Source organism: Verrucomicrobiia bacterium, assembly GCA_035574275.1.
Taxonomy (GTDB): Bacteria; Zixibacteria; MSB-5A5; order DSPP01; family DSPP01; genus DSPP01.
Window position 1 is genome coordinate 21,675 of record DATLYY010000079.1, and the last position, 21,438, is coordinate 43,112.

Annotated in this window: 14 protein-coding genes; all 14 read right to left on the reverse strand. The window is 55.7% G+C overall.

The window, feature by feature from the left end:
* Window positions 1-12 precede the first annotated feature (12 nt).
* On the reverse strand, window positions 13-6,552 hold the full coding sequence (sprA, locus tag VNL73_11525) for a cell surface protein SprA (protein ID HXF50037.1): 6,540 nt from the start codon (window positions 6,550-6,552) through the stop codon (window positions 13-15).
* 203 nt (window positions 6,553-6,755) lie between these two features.
* Window positions 6,756-7,676: a UDP-N-acetylmuramate dehydrogenase gene (gene murB, locus VNL73_11530; protein HXF50038.1), complete on the reverse strand. Its 921-nt coding sequence runs from the start codon at window positions 7,674-7,676 to the stop codon at window positions 6,756-6,758.
* A gap of 105 nt (window positions 7,677-7,781) precedes the next feature.
* Window positions 7,782-9,437 (reverse strand): hypothetical protein, encoded by a 1,656-nt coding sequence (locus VNL73_11535; protein HXF50039.1) that lies wholly within the window; start codon window positions 9,435-9,437, stop codon window positions 7,782-7,784.
* On the reverse strand, window positions 9,437-10,201 hold the full coding sequence (locus tag VNL73_11540) for an ABC transporter ATP-binding protein (protein HXF50040.1): 765 nt from the start codon (window positions 10,199-10,201) through the stop codon (window positions 9,437-9,439). Before VNL73_11540 ends, VNL73_11535 begins: the two co-directional genes overlap by 1 nt.
* Window positions 10,202-10,207: 6 nt before the next feature.
* On the reverse strand, window positions 10,208-10,405 hold the full coding sequence (locus VNL73_11545) for a hypothetical protein (GenBank protein HXF50041.1): 198 nt from the start codon (window positions 10,403-10,405) through the stop codon (window positions 10,208-10,210).
* On the reverse strand, window positions 10,402-12,519 hold the full coding sequence (gene recG, locus VNL73_11550; protein ID HXF50042.1) for an ATP-dependent DNA helicase RecG: 2,118 nt from the start codon (window positions 12,517-12,519) through the stop codon (window positions 10,402-10,404). The genes VNL73_11545 and recG overlap by 4 nt, the downstream gene beginning before the upstream one ends.
* Window positions 12,495-13,787 carry a 16S rRNA (cytosine(967)-C(5))-methyltransferase RsmB gene (gene rsmB, locus VNL73_11555; GenBank protein HXF50043.1) on the reverse strand — a complete coding sequence of 431 codons (1,293 nt, stop codon included), beginning with the start codon at window positions 13,785-13,787 and terminating at the stop codon, window positions 12,495-12,497. The genes recG and rsmB overlap by 25 nt, the downstream gene beginning before the upstream one ends.
* Window positions 13,788-13,820: 33 nt before the next feature.
* On the reverse strand, window positions 13,821-16,202 hold the full coding sequence (locus tag VNL73_11560) for a TIGR03936 family radical SAM-associated protein (protein HXF50044.1): 2,382 nt from the start codon (window positions 16,200-16,202) through the stop codon (window positions 13,821-13,823).
* A gap of 116 nt (window positions 16,203-16,318) precedes the next feature.
* Window positions 16,319-16,507 carry a hypothetical protein gene (locus tag VNL73_11565; GenBank protein ID HXF50045.1) on the reverse strand — a complete coding sequence of 63 codons (189 nt, stop codon included), beginning with the start codon at window positions 16,505-16,507 and terminating at the stop codon, window positions 16,319-16,321.
* Between the two features lie 113 nt (window positions 16,508-16,620).
* Window positions 16,621-16,812 (reverse strand): hypothetical protein, encoded by a 192-nt coding sequence (locus tag VNL73_11570; protein ID HXF50046.1) that lies wholly within the window; start codon window positions 16,810-16,812, stop codon window positions 16,621-16,623.
* A 1-nt stretch (window position 16,813) separates the two neighbouring features.
* Window positions 16,814-17,503, reverse strand: coding sequence for a hypothetical protein (locus tag VNL73_11575; GenBank protein HXF50047.1), 690 nt, complete (start codon window positions 17,501-17,503; stop codon window positions 16,814-16,816).
* Entirely contained in the window at window positions 17,500-18,291 is a 792-nt protein-coding gene (locus VNL73_11580) for a DUF4388 domain-containing protein (protein ID HXF50048.1), read from the reverse strand. The genes VNL73_11575 and VNL73_11580 overlap by 4 nt, the downstream gene beginning before the upstream one ends.
* Window positions 18,292-18,342: 51 nt before the next feature.
* Window positions 18,343-20,910: a DEAD/DEAH box helicase family protein gene (locus VNL73_11585; protein HXF50049.1), complete on the reverse strand. Its 2,568-nt coding sequence runs from the start codon at window positions 20,908-20,910 to the stop codon at window positions 18,343-18,345.
* On the reverse strand, window positions 20,910-21,438 hold a 529-nt coding region (locus VNL73_11590), incomplete at its 5' end, for a PKD domain-containing protein (GenBank protein ID HXF50050.1). The genes VNL73_11585 and VNL73_11590, both read right to left, overlap by 1 nt.

Genomic DNA, 21,438 nt, shown 5'->3' on the forward strand with positions numbered 1-21,438 from the left:
CAAGATGCGGAATTAAAATTTCAAGTCAACGGTGAAGGTGGCCGTCCGGATTTTGTTGGTCTTCTTGTCGATGTTGTTTTTCTGGTCCGTCCACTGCAGCGAGAACCCGCCATCCACCTGCGTGGAAAAACTGTAGGTGAAGGAGGGGTTGATTGAAAGGGTGGACATGTCCGTGGTGATGCCGGAAGTTCCGGGGGTCGGGTTCAGATTCCGCGAGACCCGGTGGGAGTACTGAATCGACAGGTTCGTGTTCAGACTGGAGGAAAGCCGGATGCCGCGCAGAAGCGGAAGCCGGATGCCGCGCGGAGCGATGAAGCTGTAGCGGGTGGAAAGCATGAAGCCGTTTTCCGTGTTCTGGGAGGTGTTGAAAACGCTCGTTCCCTCCGGGCGGGTTTTCATCTCCTGCAGGCTTTTCCGGTAGCTGAAGTTGGCCGATAGCCCGCGGAAAAACGTGGCGGAGACGGAAACGAGCGGGTTGTGGTTTTTGGCGATGCCTTGGCTAAGCGCCTGCCCCGTGCGCGTGTCAAAGCTCGTGGTGGTCTGCTTCTGGTAATTGGAGGAGATGGTTCCGGCCGGCAGGATTTTCTTCAAAAATCCGACCCGCCGCTCCAGCCCGGATAAACTGACGGTCATGTCGGGAAAAGTTTCCGCCTCCTGCCGGCTGGAGCCGGTGGAGATGCGACCCTGGGTGATGTTTTTGGCATAGCGGCCGTTCACCCGGATGCCCGAGCCGAGATTCAGTCCGGTCCCCGCCGTGTAGTTGTCCGCCTCCCGTTCGCTGTTCGAACTGCTGGAAACCCCCGCCTCCCCCGGGTCGGTGACCAGCCCGAATTGAAAATCCAGCCCCGGCCGGTTTCGGAGCCCCTGCCGGCTGATGTTGTTCGTGTGGTTGTAGGTGAACTGAACCGGCTCCACCCGGTCCGCCAGCTTGCGCACAAAGTTTAGCCCGTTGGAAAGCAAAAAGACCTTCCCGCTCCCCTTCTCCTTGGCCACGGGGGGCGGGACCGGTTTTTTGGCCGAATCTCCCAGGGCAAAACCGGGGCGGGCGCCATCCGGCGCGGCCCGCATCGTCGTATCGCCCGGGAGCTTGGCCACCCCGCCCGGCGCAACCGGCGTCGGCGGAATGGGTGCGGGAACTGAAGCCGTATCTTTTTTTGCCGGCCCCAGCCGGGGAAGAATGAACCCAAAGGCCGGAACGGGGAGCGGAACGAACCGGTTCATGCTTTCGCGAAAACGAATTTCCGCCGGAATCGTGTCCCAGGAAGCCACCTCCCGGCGGCGGGCTTCCGCCGCCGCCCGCGCCAAGCTGTCCGCGATGCGCGCCGAATCCAACGGCCAGCGCTCCGCCCGCTTCTTTTCCTCCTCCAGCCTCTTTTTCTCCTCCTCTTTTGCTTTTCGTTCCGATTCTTTTTTCTCCCGCTCGGCCGTTCTGCGGGCCACCTCCGCCGGCGAGGGGGCTTTTGGCTGTCCCAAAAGCCGGGTCAGATTGAAGTTCACGTTCGCCCCGTAGCCGCTGGAACCCTCGATCCGACGGGTGCCGGCCAGCGCCCCCAACCCCACCACCAAAGCCTCGCTATAGGTGGAGGAAAAATTGAGCCGCGTGTCGGCAAAGGAGAAAAGCCCCGGATTGTAGCTCGTGCGGAAATCCTGCCGCCGCTCCACCTCCACGCCCAGCTTGAATTTTTTCGGGCTGAAGGAAAACGCCAGGTTCTCCGGATTGGAAATGTCGCGCCGGGTGTTGAAGCTGTAATCGGCGGAAAGGTTGGGGAAGATGCGGAACCCGGCCGTCATTCGCCCGCGGAAATCCCGGATGTAGGAAACGGTGGGGCGCTGAAAGGGGTCGTTCAAAATCGTGGTGGAAAGCGTGCGCGCAACGTCCCCGCTCACGTTGAAGGTGGCCGGCAGCGGGGAGAACTGCGTCCCCCCCACTTTTTTCAAAAGCCAGAAGGAGGGGAGCCACCCCAGCGGTTTGAACCCGAGCGTCTTCTTGGGGGAAAGGTCGTAGGCCAATGAAGCCGTGTAGGAGCGCTGTTCGGAAAGCTGGGTGAACGGGTCGCTTCCCCGGTAGTAGCTGTAGGAAAAGGAGCCGTTCATCCGGTTGAAGGTCAAATTCCAGAGCTTGTTCTTGGTCTCCTTGCGCAAACTGGGGGTCACGGAGAATCCCCGGCGAATCTGCTCGGAGCGCTCCGCTTCGGCGAACTCGTCGGTCAAAATGATGTCCGAGCCGGTGCGCAGCCGCGGCGTGGAGCGGCCGCGGCTCCAGTTGATGGAAATCGGCAGGGCCGAAAAGCCCAAAAACTTGGGCAAAAACCGGTGCCCCTGAAAGCTTCCGGAAAAACTCAAAAGCTCGGTGGTTGCCGCCGAGCGGTTGTAGGACAAAGTCCCGCTTTCGCTCCCCGTCAGGTTGCGGAAAGTCGCCCCCTGCCGGCTGGCCTCAAAGTTGACCGTCCCCAAATCTGCCAGCTGGGTGGAAAGATGGAAGCGCCCGGCCGTGCCGGTTTCCCGGCGCACGTCGGTCAAAATCAGCTCGTTCGTCCAGACCTCGCCGGAGGCCGCCCGCGTGGAGTCCAGGTTCTCCACCCCCATCACGTACCAGCGCACCGCCGCCAGACTCGGGTTCCCCCGCACCCGGTAGTTGCCGTCGATGGTGTCCTGCACCACGGAAGTCGGGCGCGGGCTTTTGATGAGCAGGTTTTTCAGATTCGTCAGCCGGTTGAAATCCATTTCCACAAAATTGTTCAAATCCCAGCCCGGTTTCAAAAGCACCCGGTACTCATAGAAATTGTCCGGGTCGTTCTGCGTGCCGGAGCCGAAGCGTAGAAAGAACAGAAGCGAATCGGAAAGGTTGTCCGCCGGGTTGCCGATTTGCCGGTCCCCGTGCACCATCATCTTCAAGTTCCGGTAGCCGGAGTAATCCTCCACCCCGCCCAAAAGCACCCGCTGCAAAAGCCCCTGGTTCTGCGGCCCGATATTCTCGTAGGTCAAAACGAGCGACTGTTCCCGCTCCCGCAGGTTGGTCGTTTTGTTCAAAACCTCCCCCACCCCCGGCGGCGGGTCGGCCCGGTAGGCCGGGTGTTCCTGCGAATTGATTACGGAGACCCGCACCTTCTGGCTGTCGGTCACCGGCTTCAGCGAATCGTCAAAAACCCCCAGCTCCTTCCAGCGGTTCCCCACCAAATCCAAACTGGCGAAGATGATTCGGGAGGTGTCAATCCCCTCCAGCCAAATGCGCACAAACTGGATATTGCTCCAGGAAGGGCTTCCTCCCACTATTTTTGCCACGCTCGTGTCCTTCAGCGGCACCCGTATCAGCCGCCAGCGAATGGCCCGATTCTCACCGGGGCGGACTTCCGGTTGGTTATCTTTGTTTAGGTTGAAGTCGTTGTAGCGACTCGACCCGGGCACCACAAACCGGGTGGTGTCGTTCAAATCGACCGTAAAGGAGAAATAACCGTCCGCTCCCCCCAACCCGCCGTCGTCGTTCAAATCCTCTTTGTCCGGCTTGGAAAGCCACTCCGGGTCTTGGTTGTTTTTCTCCGTTCCATTGATGCTGTCAATGGAAATGCCCCAGTTGTCGTTGCTTGAATCCGGATCCGGAATGCCGTCCAGCCCCACATCCTGTTCCGGCGGAATCGTTCCAATCCGCGCCGGGTCCTCGGTTTCGGGATTTCCACCGTCACCATCGATATCTTCGCTTATCTGCCCAAAATCAAAATGCAGTCGCGGCGCCGTGGTGCTCTCCTCCAGCCCCACCCAGAATTCCAAAAGCTGCGTTTCCTGATGGTTTTGATTGCCGCTGCCCAGCCAGCGCATTATCCCAGCCCATCCGGTTGTGTCCGGAAAGCCGGTGGTATCCGTTTTCGGAAAGTAGCGCAGTTCGAGAACGTCCATTCCTTCTTCTTGGGTCCCCACGGAACGGTCCGGGAAGATTTCCAAAATGCGAAATCGCCGAACGGCCAGATTGTTGTTGCGAGGATCGAAAATCTTGTTATCCGGCACGTACCAGGCCAGCCGCCCGCGGTTGGTTTGGGTTTTTCCCGCTGGCGCCGAGGATTTGGTCCAGGTGGTCCGCCGGATCCCCAAACTCGAAAAATCCCGGCTCCCTTCAAAGTCGTCAATGTATGCCCTCCCCAGCGTGTTCGGGTTCGGCATGCTCCGGGCGATTTCTCCGTCCAGCTGAAAGGCGGAGGGGGCCACCGCGGTGACCATCGGCAGCTTGTCCAAAAGCCTGGTTACAAAGTTGCTCTGCCCGGTGTAGGCGAAATCGGCGTCCAGAAGCAGGGCATGGTTCGGCTCCTCGCCGATTCTCGGCTTCTGGTCGATGGTGGAGGAGTTGCGGTAGAGAACGGTGGAGCCGAACCGGAACTGCTCCGAGGTGGAATATTCCGTCCGCAGCCCGAAAAGGTTTTTCTTCTGCGAGGACAAAAACGGCTGGTATTCGTAGTTCACCTGCACATCGGCGTTCGGGTCGGTCACCCGGGAATTGTAAAAGGTGATGGTCCCGAGCTGGTAGTCGATGCGGTAATCCTGGTCCCGGATGAGCTTCTGTCCGTTTAAGCGCACGTCCTCGGACCCTTCCAGAATATCCACCTGCCCCAGCGAAAACTCCGTCCGCCGGGCCTTGGTCGCTATTTCAAGGTAATATTTACCCAAAGCCACCCCGGCGCTGTCGGAATTGTAAATGACGGGGTTTTTCACCTTTAATACCCCAGCCGATCCCCCCACAAAATTCTTTGTGGGGTTGAAGGGGTAGCGGTCGGGAAAAATGATATGCCCCAATTCCTCCTGCACGATGGAATAGTCGTAATTTAAATCAACGATGCCATCCGGAATCGTATCTCCGGATTGATTGTTGACCTGGTCCAGCCCCAAAAGCTCGATGTAGCGCACCCCGCCGGCCCCCGGTGTTCCCTGATAGTCCTTGCGGCTTAAATCGTTCGCCTCGCTGATGTCCCCTTCATAAATCTTCGCCCCGAAGCCGTCCCGGTCCAAATTCGGCTCCCGCAAATCATACACATTTTTCCATTCGTAGTAATAGCTCGGATTCAGAGGGTTTGCCGCGTCCCGTTTGAGAAGCTTCAACACGTACCGCTGCGCGCTGAAATTGGTGGTATCCGCTCCAAGCGGCCAGTAGGCATAGCCGATAGTGTCCAGCCGACCGGTTGCCCCGCGGCGAACCTGCATCATGTAACCTATTTTGTCCGCTGCGTTCAAAGGATACTTAAAAACCACGTAAAAGGAGTCCCGGTTCAACAGATACTGGTCACGGGGGATTTGCAAAAAAAATCCCCCCACCACCGGTTCGCTTTTCGGATTGGTCAGTGTATCAAGCGTATCGAGAGGATTAAGGAAACACCTTCCGTAAGGTAACTGGTTTTGGGTTTGATTGCTGTAAAGCTCCGCCTTGAAAAATATCGGATCCCCTTCGATGGTATCCCGCCCACCGGAAGCGTCCAAGTCAAATTCATCCGTAAAAGGGGGCATTCCGCCGCCCGAATCCGGTTTGGCAATCCCCTTTTTCCCCAAATCAAAGTAGGTATAGCGCAGATAATTTTTGTCCGCAATCCGCACGGTGGTCGCCTCCGCCCCCGCCCGGAAGCTCTTCCCCTGCGAAGACCCCTTCTGCTGGCTGGCGATGGTGGTCCAGTTGAAGCCGCCTAATTTCCCCTGCGCCTTTACGCCAAAAAGCCCCTGCACCGATTGCGAAAACCCGGCGTAGCGCGTTCCCCCCAGCGAAAGCGTGGTGTTCCCCGCCTCGATGGTCTGCACCAAGTCATCCTCTTCCCCCTTGTAACGGATTTGAATCCGGTCCGACAAATCCAGCCGCTGGTTGTACTGGTTGGAGCTTTTGTCCGTCTTCATGTTTACGAAAAGCTTGGAGCCGACGTTGCCGGTGATATACATGTTGTATTCCTGCAGGGTCTGGAAGCTGGGGGTCCCCTGCCGGACGACGCCGACGTTGTTGTTCACCCCGGTGGTGTAGTTTTTGTCCAGCTTGAAAAGCACCTTGTAGTTGCCGGTCACCGAAAGCCCCGGCCCCCCCTCGCCGACCAAACTGGATATGACCTTGGGAAACTTCACCGGGATATCGACGTTCAAAAGCCCCTTCCCCCCCTTTCCAAAAGTGGAGACCGACTTGCCGACGGAGGCCCTTTTGGTATTGTTCCAGTCCGCCCGCCCGCGGAACTCGCTGCGGGACAGAGCCGCGTCCGAAAGCTCAAAAATCCGGTAATCCCCGTTCCGGTTCAGTTCATCCCGGTTGAAATAGTAACTCCGGCTGGATAAAAACTGGTTTTCATCGTCGATGTCGTGGTAGCTGCGCAAGTAATTGGGGGCCGGCAGCCAGGCCACGCTGTCCCGCCCCATGGCCAGCCCCTGCCGGGTGGAATCGCAAAAAAGCCGGCACTCGTTGCCGGAAAGCAAATCCAGTTTTAATCCTTGGGAGAAAGCAAAAGTGGGAAAAACAAAAATAGCCAAAGCCAGAATGGCTTGGGCTTTCTTGTCCCGAGCGAAGACGAGGGACCAATTTTTTCTACAACAACCGTTCTTCATTACCCGCTGCGTATTACAACGCGTTACCTATTTACCTATAGTCAGTACCTCCTTTGTTAAGAGTTATTCCAAATGCCGTTCCGCCCTTTTCCCCTCCGGACGGACCCGGCCTGTCACACCCCATAATCTACCTATGATACTGCCAAAGTCAAGCTTTTGTTGGAGTTAAATCGGTTCGGAGGGGTATTTGGGAGAGGGGGAAGTTACCCTTGTTTCCGCCCCGAGCCGTCCACGTAGCGGATTTCCTCTTCGAGGGTGATGCCGAATTCGTCGAACACCTTCTGCCGCATCAAATTGGCCAGCCGGCGAATATCTGCAAAGCGCGCTCCGCCGTAATTGACGATGATGTTGGCGTGCTTATGGTAAACACCCGCCTGCCCGATGCGCAGATTTTTGGCGCCGACTTTATCCAAAAGAATGCCGGCGGCCAATTTTCCGTACGGCTCGTCCGCCTTTTCGATGTTTTTGAAAAAGCTCCCTGCGCAGGGCCAATCGTGCGGCGGATGCTTTTCCGCCCGCAAAGTTAGAATCTCTTTCATCTTTTGCCACAACGCTTCTTTATCTCCCGGCTTGAATTTCAGCTTGACCGAAAGCAGAATATCGCCGGATTCTTTGAGATAGGAATGCCGGTAGCGGAATTTGAAATAATCGTTGCCGACCGTTTCCAAACTGTTGGCAGGAGTCAAAACGATGCCGCTTTCCAGAATTTCCCCGATGGAATAGCCAAACGCTCCGGCGTTGCCAAACACCGCTCCGCCGACCGAGCCGGGAATCCCGGCCAAGTTTTCCAGCCCGGCCCAACCTTGGTTCCCCGCTTCCTGCACCAAACTCCAGAGTGAAAGCCCCCCCTCGCAGCCGAGCGTCATATTATTTGTGTCCGCAACGAGGTCGGATGCGGTATAGCGGATTACGAGTCCGCCAAGCCCGGCGTCGTCGATGACCAGATTGCTTCCCCCCGCCATCACAAAGTACGGAACGCCAATCTCCCGCGCCGCGATGACCGCTTCGATTAATTTTTGCGTGCTGTCGGCCTCAACGTAAAGCTCCGCCGGCCCCCCCACTTTCATCGTGGTGTGCGGGTACAAAAGCTCCCCCGCTTTGGCCTGCCGCAGCCGGGCTTTCAACTCAGCGATTCCCCTGCTTACCGGTGCAACTTTAGGAGCCGTTTTAGTCAGAATAATGTTTTTCCCTTCTCTCTTTAAAGATATCGGCTGAAATCCGCCCCTCCCCTATCCGAACTTCCACTCCAGATTCTCCAGCCGTTTCACCGCAAACAGTCCGAAAAGCCAGACCAAAAAGAAGCTGACCGCGCCGTAAATTATACTCGCGGCGATAAAAGCGGCGACAAACGGCAGAAATTTTAATGCGGCGACCCCGGCTGTTAAAAGCCCGGCCCACAAAAGCCCGTACAGAAGAATGATTCCGGCCAGGGTAAACGCTCCCCCCGGCGTCACCATGTGATTCGGTTTATCCCAGTCCCAGCGGGCAAAGACGGTCCCTATCCACAGCCCGATCGCCCCGGCGGAGGACGCGATGAAAAAAGAGAGCCACAGCCCCAGAAGGAAATGCTTTACCTCAAGCGAAAAAAAGACCGTTAAGAGTATCGCGGCAACCCACAACTCCGCGAGCGTGCAAAGCGAGGCGAAGGCAAGCTTGGCCCGGATGTAGACCGGCATGGGAAGGGGGGCAACCAGAATCTGGCTCATCGAAAGCCGCTCCCAAGGAACGGCCCTAAGCCCGTTTTGCAGAGCCACGATGCCGGCAAAAAGGAGTATGAAGAACGGCATGAACCGCTCGGCTTCCGGATCCTGCCGGATGCCGGCGGAAGTCAGAAGCGGAAGGGCGACCATCATTGCAGGCATGATCAAAGCCGGGATGATTTGATTCCAATCCCGTTTGAGCGTCTGCCAGTCCTTTTTCATCACCCCCCAAAAAGGGGAGAAAAATTTCTCCGCGGTGGCGATTTTCGCCGGCGAAACAAGTTGTTTTTTGGCCTTGGGCCCAGCCGCAAGCCAGCCCCGCAAATAAACCTTCTCGGCGGAAAAAACCACCAGGCCGAAAAGCACCGCCCCGCTCCCCAAAAGAAGCAAAAAGTAAAGCCCGCTTCCCCCCTGCCCGGCCGACCACAAAAGCGCCTCCTTGGCCCAGGCGGAAGGAAAATAGTTTAACCCCCCGGCCAAAAGATTCTCTCCCGTATCCAAAAGCGGCTTCCAGTTTTCCGGCCGGCTCCAGGCTTCCCACTCCGAGGGATTGCGGAAGTGAATCTCCCCCGCAAAGAGCTGCATCCCCAAGGCGAAGGCGACCGCCAAAAGCGCCCCCGCAGCCGTCATAATTTCACGGGCCCGGTGGCGCGGCAAAATCCGCGCCAGAAAAGAGGATAAAACGAACCCAAAACAGGAACCCCAGACCAGAAGCGCGGCCAAAATCAAAACCGCGGCGAAATAAAAGTAAAACGGCGCGCCGTACCCGATGCCGTAACCGATCAGAAAGGGCAAAAAAAGAAGGGGAAGGAAGGCAAAGGAGAGCGCCAGCGATTCAACCAACTTGGCGGCAAAGACAATCCGGGCCGGGAGGGGCAGCGAAAAAAGGAACTCCAAATCGCCGGACAAAAACAAACTGAACACGGCCGAGCTGGCCGTGGAAATAAAAAAGAAAAGGAGAATGGCCGAAAAGGAAAAAAACAAAACAATCTCCGCGACCACACCCCCCCATTCCGGATGCGCGGCGAGTGCTCGGAAAAGACCGTATCCCGTGCCAAAACTGACCGCGCAAAAAACGCCGATGCCCAGGAGGGCCAAAAGGGCCAAAAACCGGTACGACCACCCCACCCGCCAGAGTGCGTTCCAAAAACACTTGAGCCGCACGGCAATCAAGGCCCAAAACATCACCCCTGCTCACCCAGAAATTTCAAAACTTCGGTCTCCTCCAGCCCGCCCGTCAGCTCCAAAAAGAGATCCTCCAAACTCTCCCCTTCTTGGCCGGTTTTCGACTTCAGCTCCTCGGCCGCTCCGAGGGCCACCAGCTCCCCTTTGTTGATGATTCCCACCCGGTCGCACATCCGCTCCGCCACTTCCAGAATGTGGGTGGAAAGAAAAATCGTGGCCCCCCGCTTGGCGTATTGGCGCAAAAGGTCTTTCAAAATCCGCGCCGAGCGGGGGTCCAGCCCGACCAATGGCTCGTCCAAAAGCAAAACTTTCGGTTCGTGCAGAAAGGCCGCGGCCAACGCCACTTTCTGCTTGGTGCCGTGGGAAAGGGATTCGATAAGCTCCCACCGTTTGTCGGCAAAGCCGAATAACTCGAGGAAATTGCCGATTCCCTGCTGGCAGGACTTGGAATCCATTCGGTACACCGCGCCGATGAATTTCAAAAACTCCTCCACTGTCAGCTTGCCGTACAGCTGCGGCTGGTCCGGCACGTAGGCCAGAATTTTTTTCGCCTCCACGGGGTTTTTGACGACGTCAACGCCGCCGACGACCACCCGCCCGGAGGAGGGGCGCAAAAGCCCGGTGATGAGTTTGATGGTGGTGGTTTTCCCCGCGCCGTTCGGCCCCAGAAAGCCGAAAATTTCGCCGGGTTTGGTTTGAAGGTTTAAATCAACGACGGCGCGAACAGAGCCGAAGTTTTTGCCGAGATGAAAGGTCTCGATCAACGGGAATCAGGCCGTCTTTTTTTCCGAAAGCCGGACGGCGATGGCCAAATCGTGCAAAGCGTCGGATAAATCGGCATCCACCTTTTTCAAAAGGCGCTGCAGATCGTAGTCGTGGATGTGGGGAATCAACTCCCGGATTTCCCGCGCCACCTTCTCCGTGGTGGCAACGATTTCTTTCAGCTTCAGCTCGGCGGACATGTTCAACTCGTCTCCAGAAAGGTAAGGGTTTTCCCCCACCGGCGCAACAAATTCTGAAAGCGGGACACCGGCTCCTTTTTCTCGAACAAAACCTCCTCCGCTTTCTTGCGCGCCCGGTGTATGAGCTCCAAATCATCCAGCCGCGCAATTTTCAAATCCGGGAAGCCGTGCTGCCGCAGTCCCAAAAATTCCCCCGGCCCCCGCAGCTCCAAATCCAGCTCGGCGATTTTGAACCCGTCCCGTTCCTTCGTCAACGCTTCCAGCCGCGCCTTGGCGGTAGCCGAAATGTTGGGCGGAGAAATCAAAATGCAGTACGATTTCTCCGCTCCCCGTCCCACCCGGCCGCGCAATTGATGCAGTTGCGCCAGCCCGAACCGCTGGGCTTCTTCCACAATCATCAAAGTGGCGTTGGGGACATCCAACCCCACTTCGACCACGCTCGTGGCCACCAGAAGCTTCAGCTTTCCGGACGAGAACCCCTCCATAACTTTTATCTTCTCGTTTCCTTTAAGCTTGCCGTGCAGAAGTCCGACTGAAAATTCGGAAAAGATTTTCATTAGGTTTTCGAATTCCGCCTTGGCTGCTTTCAAATCGGATTTTTCCGATTCCTCAATCACTGGATAAACCACGTACGCCTGACGGCCTTTGGCCAGCTCGGTTTTGACGAAATTCCAAATCTCCGGCTTTTTCTCCTCCGTCCGGTACGCCGTGGTGATGGGCGCCCGCCCCGCCGGAAGCTCTTTGATGACCGACATATCCAAATCTCCGTACGCCGTCAAGGCCAGCGAGCGGGGTATCGGCGTGGCGGTCATCGCCAAAAGTTCCGCCTCCCTTCCCTTCCGCTTCAAAAGCCCCCGTTGCGAGACGCCAAAGCGGTGCTGCTCATCCACCACCACCAGCGCCAGCTCCTTGAATTCCACCGTCGGCTCGAGTAGCGCGTGTGTGCCGACGGCCAATTTCAATTCACCGGAGGCCAGCCCGGCCAAGAGTTTTTCCCGCTGGGCGTTTTTGACCGAGCCGGTCAAAAGCCCCGCTTCTATTCCCAGTTTGGAATACCAAGCCGAAAGCGTCCGGAAATGCTGCTCCGCTAAAACCTCCGTCGGCGCCATCAAAACGGCCTGATAGCCGTTCTCCACGGCGAAGGCCATGGTGGCGGCCGCCACCGCCGTCTTTCCGGAGCCCACGTCCCCCTGCAAAAGCCGGCTCATCGGGTAGGGGGACAAAATGTCGGTGAAGATCTCCGCCAAGGCCTGGTTTTGCGCCGCCGTCAATTTGAATGGTAGTATCGAATAGAATTCTTCGACCAGTTTCCCCGGCGGCCGGAAGGTCCGCTCTTTCGGATGCAAACGCAACTTACGCTTGCGCCCGAGGAGCACCAGCTCCAGGGCGAAAAGCTCGTCGAACGCCAGCCGGTTCCGTGCCCGCTCGGCGTCCTCCAGCGTTTCCGGAAAATGGACGTGCTTGAGCGCCCACCCCAACTCCGGCAGCGACAGCTTCTCCAGTTCCTCCTTTTGCCATAAATCAAAAAACAGTTCGGAGTGTTTGTCGATTAAATCAAACATCAAACGCCGCATCCCCCGCGAATCGAGCCGCTTGGCCTTCAGCCCGGCCGTCGAGGGATATAAAGGTATCACCCGCCCGGTGTGCAGAAATTTCTGCTCCTCCGGGCCGCCGACGATTTCAAAATCCGGATGGGTCATCTGCAGAGTGCCGTAGAGGGAAACGACGCCGGAAGCCGCCACCTCCATCCCCTTCTCAAAGTAGCCGGGCAAAAAAGAGGGAACGTGGAACCAGACCAAAGCCAGATACCCCGTCCCATCGTGCAGAGTGACCACAAACCGCTGCGTCCGCCGGCGCACAACCCGCACGTCCAGAACGTTGCCGACGACTGTGACCTCCTCCCCCACTTTCAAATCGCCAATTTTCACCACCCGGCTTCGGTCCAAGTAACGGCGTGGCAAGTAATAGAGAAAATCCTCGACGGTTTCCACGCCGACCTCGGACAGCGCCTTGGCTCTTTCCGGCCCCACCCCTTTCAAATACTGAACGGGTGAGGAAAGCTCCACCTTCCCCGGCCGGACGACCTTTGCCGGAACTACTTTTTTCTTTTCAACCGGCATACGAAAACCCCGTCGGTTTCATACTCTCCCGGCAAAATCACCACGTTCCCCTGCGTATCGCAAAATTCTTTCCCCGCCCAAGCTTCCGAACTCTCCCGTTCGAATTCTGGATGCCCGGCCAAAAATTTTTCGCAAGCGTTCCAGTTTTCCTCCGTCGTCAGCGTGCAGGTGGAATAAACAATAATTCCTCCGGGTTTGACCAGCCCCGCGGCCCGTTCCAGAAATTGCAAGGCCTGTGCGCCGAGCCGCACGGCATCCTCCTTTTTCTTTTCCCAGCGCAACTCCGGGTGCCGTGCCATCGTTCCAAGCCCAGTGCACGGCGCGTCAATCAAAATTTTATCAAATTTCTGCTTGAACGGATGCGTCAAAAAATCCCCGGTGACCAGATGAACACCCTTCACTCCGAGCCGCTTGAAGTTCCCCGCCATAACCTGCATCCTTCGGGGACTTCTCTCCACCGCCGTGATACTCGCGCCCGATTCAGCAATCAAAGCCGTCTTTCCTCCCGGCGCCGCGCAGGCGTCCAGAATTTCCTCGTTCGGATGCGGGTCCAAAACCCGCACGGCGAGCATTGTCGAGGGATCTTGAATGTATCCCTTCCCCTCCCGCAAAAGCTCAAAATCGGTCAAGGAGATTTCTTTCCTGATTTTGTAAAAATTCAAAAACCGAAGGCACCGCTCCCATTCGAATTTCTGCTTGGCAAGAAATGAAAAAAACTCCTCCTCATTGGTTTTCAACCGGTTTAGGCGCACAAAAGTCGCCGGCGCTCCGTTCCCCCAAGCCAGCATCCGTATTGTCTTTTCCCGGCCAAACAAACCGAGCCACTCCTCCACAATCCAGCTCGGATAGGAATACGTTCCCGCCAGCTCATCCGCCGCATCGGTGAACGAGAGCGCCGGTCGCTCACGCAAAAACTTCCGCAAACAGCCGTTCACCACACCGGAAAGTTTGCCTAAGCGGAACACTTTCGCCAGCTCCACGGCGTCGTTCACCACGGCATACTCCGGCCATTTTTTTTCTTCCAGTTGGAATAGCGAAAGTAGAAGAATCGCTTTCAAAGTAACGGGAGGATTTTCTTTTGCTAAAAGCAGGGGCAAAAATCGCTCCAGCCGCCCGAATTTTTTGATGGTTCCGACCACCAGCTCCCAGACCAAGCTACGGTCCTGGGCCGAAAGCCCCGCAACGCCGCGCAGCGCCTGTTTGGGATCCCCGCCCGCTTCCAGCCAGCCGGCCAGAATTTTTGCCGCCGCCCGCCGCGCGGGGGAAATTGTTTCGACCCCGGACGAACTTGCGGCTTTCGTTTATCTCACCTCGTGGGGCGAAAGAAGATTCCCATCGGCAAAAATCAAAAGCTCCCGCCGGATAAAAACCGCCTCCTGCGTCACCATCTCCGGCAGCCCCATTCCGACCAAGACCTCCTCCGGCCGGGCGTAGTCCCCCCCTGCCATCACCAATTCCATTTTAAGCCCGTGTCCATTCGGCTCCAGCCCCCGCACGAACGGGCGCACGTTCACCCGTTTTCGCTCCCCCTCGGAACTCCGCTCCACCCATACCTCTTTTTCTTCCAGAAATTTTGCGCAGCGAGTTGACTCGACCGCTCCCGGCAGCCGGACTTCATAGCGGGCCACGTTCACGCTGGCCGAAAGGGATTCTGTCTTGGCCAGAATCGGCTGGGCATCGATGAGCGAAAATCCCGGCGGCAGGGCTGCAGCCAGCCGGGCAAAAAACTCCTGCCGGTACGGCTGCTCGAAGCGGATATCCAGATATTCCGCCGTGGAAAGATGGCCGAGCGGCAGAGCTGGCCCGAACGCCACCTTCATTTTCGGGTGAAACCCCTGCGAATACGAAACCGGCAGCCCGGAGCGGCGCAAAGCCCGCTCAAAAACTTTGATGACGTCGAGGTGGGAGGAATACCGCGCCGCCTCCCCCTTCTCCCAGCGGAAGCGGATGACCGTGTTCGGCACTTGCAGTGCCTCGGGGTGGAAGCGAATTCTCCGTTTGGCGCGCCCGTATTGCATTTCCCCGCCCGAAGCCGAGGCTGCCGTCGTCGGCGGCTCCAGCGAGAGCGTAATCGGCGCGCCCGATTTTTTGACGACCGGAACCCGGTACGCCCAGTCCGTGGGTAGCCCGGAGCCCCCGCTCCGGGGTTCGGTGCCTAAAAACTCCGCGCCCAAAACTTCTGTTGCTCTGACGCCCATTTCTTGGAGCACCCAGTCCAGCCGACGGTAATCCGCTCCGTCGTCCGGCGTCTCATCCGGCTTGATGTGAGCGGCATAACCCGCAATAAAATCCGCAACTTTATCGCCGAGCCGTTCCCACAACCCGGTCAGATAAATCTGTTCCGGCGGCTCGTAGCGCAGTTGCAGATTGCGGGCCGAAAGATGCTTTTTCAAAAGTTCCTGCCGCCGGGTGACTTCGGACGGCCCAATCAAAGCCCCCTTCCACAATCCTTGATGCGGCACGGCGGAAAAAACCCCCAAATACCCCCGCAGCATCGTCCGCCCGGAACCCCGCCGCACTTCCGACGCCACCCGGTTCAAAAACTCGGCCGTCTCGGCAATCTCCTCCTCCGTTTCATTCGGAAAACCTAAATACAGGTACAGCCGGATTTGTTTGGGTGCAAGATTCAAAACCTCCCGCACCTTTTCGAAAATCTCCCCCTCCCCGGCTTGCACCCCCAAAAGCTTCCGGTTCCGTTCAACGCCGGAGCCGAGGTAAAACCCGGCGCCGAGTACGGAACTCTTTCGCAAAACCGCCAAAAGCTCCGGCGTGAACAGCTCCGGCTTCAGGTTGGAAAAATCCAGCTTGCCGTACACCTTGCTCATGTAACCGGCCAGCGAAGCCGCCAGCGGCGCCAAAGGCAAAGGCGGCTCCCCGCCCGCAAAGTCGAACCGCACGTCGTCATAGCCGGAGGCAAAAACCAGGTTCTGCAAATCCACCGCCGCCGCCGTGACGTCCAAATCCCCGGTGAGCCCGTCCAGCCGGATATTCAAAAACGAGCTTTCCGGGTCGAGCGTGGGAATCAAAAGTTTGGGGAAATAATTTCGATATTCCGACGGCGTTATCGCCGGATGCCCTTTTTTGCTTTGATTGGTGGCATAGATGGTCGCCCCTTCCAGATTTTCCAAAAACCTTTGCCGGTCAAACTTCTCATTCAGATTGGACAAACTTCTCGAAAGTGCAACGGCCGCGGCGAACCCTTCGAGATGAACCGCCGTGTCGAAAAACCGCCCCAATCCCCCGCTCCAGAGCGACCCCTTGCCGAACGTGGCGACCACCGCTCCCCCACCCCGCTTTTCCCTTTCTGCTTCGAGGCCGGCCAGCTCCATCAATCGCGGAAAAAAGAAATGGTCCCTTTTCCGCTCTGTTTGGAACAGAATCAAATCGAATTCCTTCACCGGCCGCCCGGACTCTACGGTGAAAAGCGGCACGCCTTCTTCCTTCATCACCTTCTGGGCGTCCGGCGCCGGCAGATACGCCCGCTCCACGGCAATATCCGGATGGTTGTTCAAAACGGCATATGCCTGCCGGTGTTCGAAGGAGGAAATTGCAAACTCGTACAAATCCGGATAGAGCAGCACCGCCCGGATTTTCTGCCCCTCTTTTTTAAAGCTTCCCAGCTCCCCGTCGGTGTACCGCCCCGGCCGGATGACGAACGGCAAAAATTCTTTTTCGATTTTCATATCGGACATTAGTATTTACCGATTTTTCTCAAGGTTGTAAAGAGTGGGAACCTCTGCAAATAAAAGCCGCTCCCAACTTTCTCCGTGGGAGCGGCGTAAAACGGATTATTTCCCGCTTATCCGTAAATCTCCGCGTGGTTGCACTTGCAGACCTGCACGACCTTCTGGCGGAATTTCCACGCCCCCGAATCCGCCTTGGCCGAGCGGACGTACAGAACGGACTGCACCGTCCCGCCGCAAACCGGGCAGGTGACCGAGTGTTTCACTTTGGACGCCTTGTCGGCGAAGCTCTGTTTCTTGGCCATTTAAACCTCCTTTACCGCCAATCTTTTACCTTGCCTAAAACCCGAATCCGGCTTTCCCGGTTCCTTTCGAAACCCGCTGGGCGTAATATAATACGAAACCGGCCCGAAAAACGCTAAATGTTGTACACCTCTTTCTGTTTCAACGCCTCCTTGCGCACCAAAAGCGCCGTGTAGGCAATCTCCGCCTCGTGCGAAAACCCCGGCTTCCGCCGCGCCCGCTCCAGATACACCTCCGCGGCGTCGAAATCCTTCTTCAAAAGCGACTCGATTGCCTGGAAATACAAAAGTTCCGCGGTCTCTTCCATCCTACTTCTTCACCCGGCTTTTCACCTGCCGGAATTTTTCCAGGTACGGCCCCACGGGATAGTTCTGCGCCTGCAAAAAGTACAAAAGATGCGCCACGAACACCTCGTCCGCCAGATGATACCGGGCGGTGAGCGCATCCAAAAGCCGCCCGATGACCGAAAGCGGATGTTCCCCCGGCTTGCGGTACTCCCGCATGTACTCCAGCTCATATCCCAAAAGCTTTTGGAAATCCTCGCTCAAATCCCCGCTGGTGCGGTCGTTGCCGGAGGGGAAATGGCCGGTTTTCGCCGCAAAGGCGGGCGGCTTCGCCTCCCGCCCGGTCAGCCGGGCCACGAACTTTTCCGAAAGCTCTGCAAGATGGTCGCCGGAATCCCCCGCCTCCGTCCCCTCCCCGTTGCGCGGCAGAAAAAGCTTGAGCTTTTCCAAGGCGGCGGAAACCTCCTCCATCTGGTAGCGCGTGAGGGGGGTGGAAGCCAGCTCCATCCCCTCTGTCCCCAGCCACTGCTCAAAGAGCCGGAAGCGCTCCGCCAAATCCGGAAATTCCTCGATCGGGCGGTAGGCCAGCTCCTTCAGTCGCCAGATTTGTTTGAAGGTTTTCAGCCCCTCGGCCTCCCTTTGCGCCCAGCCGGCCAGAAATTCCTCCGACTGTTGGGCCAGCCGCTCAAAAATTTCCGCCCGGGGGGAGCTCATTTCCTTTGGTAGGTTTCCAAAAGGGTCGAAAGTTTTTCCACCAGCCCCACCAACTTCTCCTCCCCGCTCCCGTTCCCCTCCTTGGCCGGCTCGATGAGCCCGGACATGTACAAAGCCGCCAGGTTTTTCAAAGTCGAAAGCCGGTCGAGGTTTGAGCGCTCGATGATTTGGTACACATCCTTCCGGCCGTCGACGAGCGCCAGAATGTTCCACTCATCCCCCTTGAGCGCCACGTCCCGGATCCGCTGCTCCGGAATCGGCTTGACCACAAACACCGTGCCGAAATCCGGCAGCCGCTGTTTGACCTCTTCCAGTTCATCGAGCCGCCGGACCCCTTCGAGGATTAGATTTTCGGTGGAGATGTGAATCAGAATTTCCTCTTCGGTCGGGAATTCGTTTTCGTAGAATTTGAAATTCCCGTTCTCCCAGTGCAAAAGCCGATAGATGAGCTCTTCGACTTGACGCCGGACGGCATCCTCCATCTGCGAGCGGGAAACAAAGCCGAACTTGACGAAAATCTCCCCGATGCGCCTTTGCGGGTGCTTCTCCTTTTCCGCCAGGGCCCCCGCCAGTTGGTTCTGGGTCAAAACCCCCTGCTGGACGAGCAGTTCCCCCAGCGGGATTTTCTGCTGCGGCGTGTAGGCGTAGATGACGTTCCCCTGGTTGAAATACACCATCGCCACCTCCTCCTGCCGCTGCAGGCCGAGCGTGCCGGTCTTGCGGGAAAAGGAAAGGAGTTGAAAGACCTCCGCAACCGAAAACCGGTTTAAACTTCCCTCCAAGTCCATCACCGACAAGTAAAAAACTTCCTACCCGCTTGTCAACGCAAAATGAGAGGATTACAGTAGCGCAGCAGATAAAACCGACAATTCGGATAACAATGAAGGGCGCAACTGTTCAAACTCTTTTTGTTTAACTTTCAAATATTTCCAATTCTTTCCGGTCAATTTTGTGGCGTTTTCAGCCCAAAGTTTTGCGGCGCGGTCTTTGTGTTTTACGTTTTCGGTTTCTTGGCCTTTGGTTTCCAATATCCAATATGTTTCCTCCGTATCCAATGCAACAAAGTCCGGGTAGTAATAGCCCAAATTCATTGCCGCATCCAAATAGTCAATAGAAAAACCGAAAACCATAGGAAGTTTTGAAAATGCCTTGACATCTTCTGCCGAATCCAAAAATTTGGCAAAAGTTTTCTCAAATTCATTATCGCATGGAACCAAATTGAAAACGGTTTTTCGGCCCTCCCAAACGGGACGGGACCATGGAAAGGGTTCCGTTTCGGAAAGGAATCTTTCCGGTATGACCAACTCTGGCTGAAGTTCGGAGACCGCTTTTCCCCGCAGCGCCTTGCCAAAAGCACGGGTACATACAAATTGCGCTACGTTAGAATTCATTGCTTTTATTACGGATTTATCCTCCAAGTCAACTTTTTTGCCAAAAGCTTTGTTTTCAAAAAAATCGGTCACTTTGGGAGCCAAAGCCGCAAATTGGGAAGGAAGTTTCACTTCTTGGGCTATTTGACGGGCGTAGTAGCCAATAATTTCCTGCGCCGTTTGGGGATCCGGTATTGCATATTCCCTCTCAAATAATTTTTCCAAGTTAATAATGTCGTACCCTTCGTACATAAACTTATCCGCGGCCACATCTTTCTTGCTCATTGGGATTACCGGACAATCGAATGTCATTACGTCCAATTCTGCAATTTCTTCGGCCAAGCTCTTTTTTCGCATTAAGGATGGCGTTAAAATCGGCAAGCCAATGTCAAATTTCTTCTTTTCCTCAGCAGGCATAATCGTTAAAATTTTAAGGCGGTCTTTTCCAATTTCAAAGGTATCCAATGGGATACCTTCGACTTTTTCCAGTTCGTCCACAAAAGTCAAAAACGCATTGTTGCCGATGACATCTACTCTTTCTTTGTAGCCGACAGGCAGACCGCGAAACATCAAGCGCAGACCGCGGCCAATAGTTTGCTCCGGTAAAATTTTTGCTTTTGAACTGTACGGCCGCAAACCAACCACGACGGTAACGTTCTGCACGTCCCACCCTTCCCGAAGCATCAGTACGCTGACGATGCCGTTAACCGGGTTTTCCCCGTGGTCCACATCTTTGGCTAACTTTCTGGCTTTTTCCAAATCTGCTTTGGTAATTTCCCCTTTTGTATCGGTATGAATTATCAAGGTTTGTTCGCCGCCAAATTCTTTTGGATATTTAACTTTCAACCAGTCGCCCACATCATCCGCTTCATCGGTACTGTTCAGCATTATGAACAAAATCGGTTTTTTATTCAGCGGGGCCAGTTGCTCGTAGTATTCCCTCCACCGCTCCACTCCCGCAATCAGAAAGGGCTTGTACTTGGTGCTGGCAATATTGGATTTTGCTTCAGCGAAACGAGCGATGCCTTTGACTGGTCTTTTCACAATTGCATCCCGAATAGCTTGCAGTAGCGGATAGTCGAAAATTGTCCAAGGAAAGATTTCTCCTTTTTGAAACCGAGGTGTAGCCGTAAAATCAAGTTGTGCCGAGAGCGGTGTTTTAGTATGAAGATCCCGAATTATTTTGTTCCACTCATTCTCTTCATCGTGTGTGTGGTGGGCTTCGTCATTTACCACCAAAAGTTTGCCACTTCGCAAGGCAATTCTTTCGCTAAAATCCGTAAAGTCCAACTTTTGGGTTGGGGGTTTTGAACCCATTACAGCGGTCATTTGTTCTGGCTCTTGGTCGTTTTGCCGCCCGGTTCGTTCATAGAATTGCTGAATGTTGGTGAGGAACAGAGTTCCTTCGTAGTGCGGTCTTTCGCCATCCCCCCGCATAACGCAGTCAAAATCCCAGAATATTTCCAAAGAGCGAGGAATCATTTGGTCGGCTTTGAAAATCCTGCCGCTCTGAAAGTCGGTTTTGAGCCGTTCGAAGACAATTACATTGGGGGCAATCACCAAAAAGGTTTTGGCATAATCTTCGCCGCCTTCCCGGACGGCGTTTAAAAACTGCCAGACGATGGCCAAAGCCATAACTTTGGTCTTTCCGCTACCCGTGGCCATTTTGATACAATACCGGGCAAATTCGTCATAGGGCGGAAGCCGCACTCCTTTGAGGTCTTGCGCGTATCGTTCCAACAAACCTTTGCGGGTTCTTACTTTTTCATATTCCCATACATAAATCAAGGTTTCGATGGCATCCCGCTGGGAATAGTGATAGGCAAATGGCTGGCCGCTTGGCAAACGATGGTCGGTTTTGAACCAGTGATTCAGCAAAATTTGGGTTGTTTCGGTAGTGCCTTTGTAGCCACCGGCCCGCCAAGCTTTTAACGCTTCGCGCAGGGCGGGGACGCAGGGGGCGGTTTTTAACCGGGAACTGACATCGATAAGGTCTTGCTGGGAAATATCTGATGCTTTTTTTCTGGTGCGAGGCACTATTTTACCTCAACTTGAACGGCCTTGGTCGTATCGTTCCCTAAAATGTCAATGACTTTTACGACAATTGTATATTGTCCCGGTTTTTCGTAGTTATTGGAAATTTCTTTTTGCAAATCCGGGTTTTTGCGGGTGCGGTAGCTTTGCCACTGGTTGTGGAAGGTGTCCCCTTTGAAGTCCCAATCCACCGCCCAATAATCTATCCACTGGCTCCAATGCTTTATCGCCTTTTGAACGTCCGCCGGAACGTCATCCGGCGGTATGACAAAATCTTTCAGCTTTAAACTGACCTGCCGTCCTTTAGCTTTAACGTCAACCTTCAAAGCCGCCAGTTCATAAAAATGAATGTCTCCCTGCTCCACCGCTTTCTTTTCCAAAACTTCACGCGGAATTTTTTTGAAGGACACATCCACCCTTGCTTCTTCCGCCACTTGTTTGGCCATTTCGTTTATTTCGAAGGCGAATTCCCAGCCCAAAATATCAACACCGGCGGTTTTGGGAGAATCTTTTCCCGTTCCTATCGCCCGC

Bases quoted from the DNA above. Each gene is read 5' to 3' on its own strand.
- sprA (HXF50037.1), bottom strand. From the start codon at position 6,552: ATGAAGAACGGTTGTTGTAGAAAAAATTGGTCCCTCGTCTTCGCTCGG.
- VNL73_11535 (HXF50039.1), bottom strand. From the start codon at position 9,437: ATGTTTTGGGCCTTGATTGCCGTGCGGCTCAAGTGTTTTTGGAACGCA.
- recG (HXF50042.1), bottom strand. From the start codon at position 12,519: ATGCCGGTTGAAAAGAAAAAAGTAGTTCCGGCAAAGGTCGTCCGGCCG.
- VNL73_11560 (HXF50044.1), bottom strand. From the start codon at position 16,202: ATGAAAATCGAAAAAGAATTTTTGCCGTTCGTCATCCGGCCGGGGCGG.
- VNL73_11565 (HXF50045.1), bottom strand. From the start codon at position 16,507: ATGGCCAAGAAACAGAGCTTCGCCGACAAGGCGTCCAAAGTGAAACAC.
- VNL73_11570 (HXF50046.1), bottom strand. From the start codon at position 16,812: ATGGAAGAGACCGCGGAACTTTTGTATTTCCAGGCAATCGAGTCGCTT.
- VNL73_11575 (HXF50047.1), bottom strand. From the start codon at position 17,503: ATGAGCTCCCCCCGGGCGGAAATTTTTGAGCGGCTGGCCCAACAGTCG.
- VNL73_11580 (HXF50048.1), bottom strand. From the start codon at position 18,291: ATGGACTTGGAGGGAAGTTTAAACCGGTTTTCGGTTGCGGAGGTCTTT.